This is a genomic window from Neolewinella aquimaris (genome assembly GCF_014197245.1).
Classification (GTDB): Bacteria; Bacteroidota; Bacteroidia; order Chitinophagales; family Saprospiraceae; genus Neolewinella; species Neolewinella aquimaris.
The window spans coordinates 1-2,607 of sequence record NZ_JACIFF010000021.1 but is presented as its reverse complement, the minus strand read 5'-3'; the positions used below and the strand labels follow the sequence as shown (position 1 = coordinate 2,607).

General features: G+C 36.9%; 2 protein-coding genes. Both read left to right on the top strand.

Annotated elements, in window-relative coordinates; translation table 11 throughout:
- Positions 1-35: 35 nt before the first annotated feature.
- Positions 36-2,033, top strand: a complete 1,998-nt coding sequence (locus GGR28_RS18800; RefSeq protein ID WP_183497381.1) for a GNAT family N-acetyltransferase — start codon at positions 36-38, stop codon at positions 2,031-2,033.
- Positions 2,030-2,506, top strand: a complete 477-nt coding sequence (locus GGR28_RS18795) for an ASCH domain-containing protein (protein ID WP_183497380.1) — start codon at positions 2,030-2,032, stop codon at positions 2,504-2,506. The genes GGR28_RS18800 and GGR28_RS18795 overlap by 4 nt, the downstream gene beginning before the upstream one ends.
- Positions 2,507-2,607 lie beyond the last annotated feature (101 nt).

The window sequence follows — 2,607 nt, the reverse complement described above, 5'->3', positions numbered from 1 at the left end:
GCCCCCGTTAGGTGCAACTAAAACAAAACTTACAATTGCAGATTAAAGTTATAACACATTCAGATCCAATATTACATCAAGTCATTGCCCTTGGTGATAAGTTTTCCAAGACGGTTGGGCATCTACCCCAAGTTGCGTACGAACACTATGCCCATAGAGGGGGTATACTTGTGGCTGTAGAGAATGAATCTCTAATGGGTCATGTCCTATTTAGACCTTTAAAAAGAACAAGTCAAATTAAGATTGCTCAATTGTGTGTAGACAACCAGTATCAAGGAGTAGGGGTAGCCGACAAAATGTTGGAATGGATTATAAAAAAGTACGATGACTCATATGCAGAAATTCAGCTTACTTGTAGAGCAGATTACGAACACGCTTCACAATTATGGAAAAGAAACCATTTCTACCCCTTGAGTGAAAAACCTGGAAGGGGTAAAGCACCTAGCAGATTAATCATCTGGTCATTTAGGCTTTCGAAACCAAATCTATTTACTACTCAAGTGCAGACTAAAGTTGCTGCTGTTGTCGACCTGAATATAGTCACTCGAACAAGAGACATCAATGATATAGTCGACTATCCTTTAAATCCAATAAGATATCTTTATAATGACAACTTAGTATCTGAAGTAGACTTTTATCACGCAAACGAAAGTTGCCATGAACTATTAAATGATCCAGATACCAATCGAAGAAATGAAACTCGAAGAATACTAGATCAATTTTATAAATTGAAGCATCATCGAGTCAGAGCAGATGAAATCTTTCATGAGCTATGTCAAATTGCTCCACCTAATTCAAAAAACGATCATGCAGATCGAAGGCAACTTTCTGAAACTATAGCAAACAATATAGAGTACTTTATTACTACTGATGAGAGGCTGAAGAAAGCTTTTAAAGACAAAATTAACCATTTGAATGTAGAAATTCTGACACCCACAGAGTTTATCATTCGATTTGACCAGATACAGAATAAGTCAACCTATTTACCTCGAAACTTGGGTGGCATGAGGATAGAATACAGAAGATTAAGAGATCACGAAATTGACGTATGTATCGATCAATTTTATGATTCGAATATTGAAAGAAAAGCAGAATTCAAATCAAGGTTTAAAAATTTGATAACCCACCGAGATAACATTAGTAAAATTGTACTGTCAGATCGAAATATTTTAGCAGTAATTATATACAAAATCGAAAATGAAGTACTAAGCGTACAGTTCCTTAGGATCTCTGATTTTAAGAATAAGTATGTACTATTCAACCAAATTATTAGCCAATTAGTAAATGATTCTATCGAAAATTTATGTCGTGAATTAACAATCGATAATTCATGGATTGATGGTGAAATGAGAGTGTTGCTTACGAACAGATACTTTAGAGTCCAGGGCAATCGTTCCTACAAGGTTGTACTTTTTGGGGTGCGTAGTAGAATAAATGTGCTTAATGAACTTTCTCGCCATGAAATTGATTCAGAGTTGAATAGCTATGAGTTAGAAAGGCTGATCTACCCTGGTAAAATAGAGGGCCTGGAAATCAACAATTTAATTATTCCAATAAGGCCTTATTGGGCTGGCCAATTATTTGACTTCAGTCTCTCCAACGAAACTTTGTTTGGAGCTAAGGAAGCTTTAATATGGAACAGAAGCAACATTTATTATAGAAGCACTCGACCTGACATTGAGTGTGTTCCTAGTAGAATTCTTTGGTACGCAAGTTCAAGCACCAAATACTCCTCAAGGACAAAATCTATAATTGGATGTTCTTATATTGAGGATGTAAGTATTGACTATCCAAAAGATCTTTATAAAAAATATAAATCTTTGGGAACTTACGAATGGCACAATATCAAAGATTTATGCTGCGGAGATTTGACGAAAAAGATTAAAGCAATTGAATTCTCAGACACCGAAGTTTTTGCTAGACCTATCTCTTTAGATACAGCACAAAAAGTTCTGGGGAAACCGCATACTTTTCCAAGTCCATTAAGAATCTCAGGGGAAAAATTTTTAGAGCTTTACAATCTTACACAATGAAAGAGGCACTGTTAATTTCGGTAAAACCTCAATATGTTGACCGAATTCTTGATGGCACCAAAACCATTGAGTTGAGGAAGGTGAAGCCTAGACAAGCGGATGTTCAACTGGTTATAATCTACTGTACATACCCAAATAAGGAGGTGGCATGTATATGTAAAATTGAAGAAATCTTAGAAATGAACCCAACGGACCTGTGGAATAATTACAATGACTGGTTGGGCATCGAAAAGGCATCATTCTTTGACTACTATCAAAAATCTACTAAGGCAGTTGGTATTAAAATTAAAGATGTTGTTGCCTTACCTCACGAATTATCCCTCGACGAAGTTAGAAGACGGTTGCCAGGATTTTCGCCCCCTCAAACGTATCAGTATGTATCTTATAAAACCTTGCACGCATGTTTTGCTGATTATTCCACTCATTTTATTAAAAATGCACCTAACACCGCGCCATCGTCAAGCCGGCGGTGAAGTTTTTAGGAGTCGATGAAGGCTTTAAAAGCTGACTAAAGGCTTTTGAAGATCAGGACACTGGTCGGTGAAAGCCGGCCTGCGTTGGCGCCCCCGTTGGG

Bases quoted from the DNA above. Each gene is read 5' to 3' on its own strand.
- GGR28_RS18795 (WP_183497380.1), top strand. From the start codon at position 2,030: ATGAAAGAGGCACTGTTAATTTCGGTAAAACCTCAATATGTTGACCGA.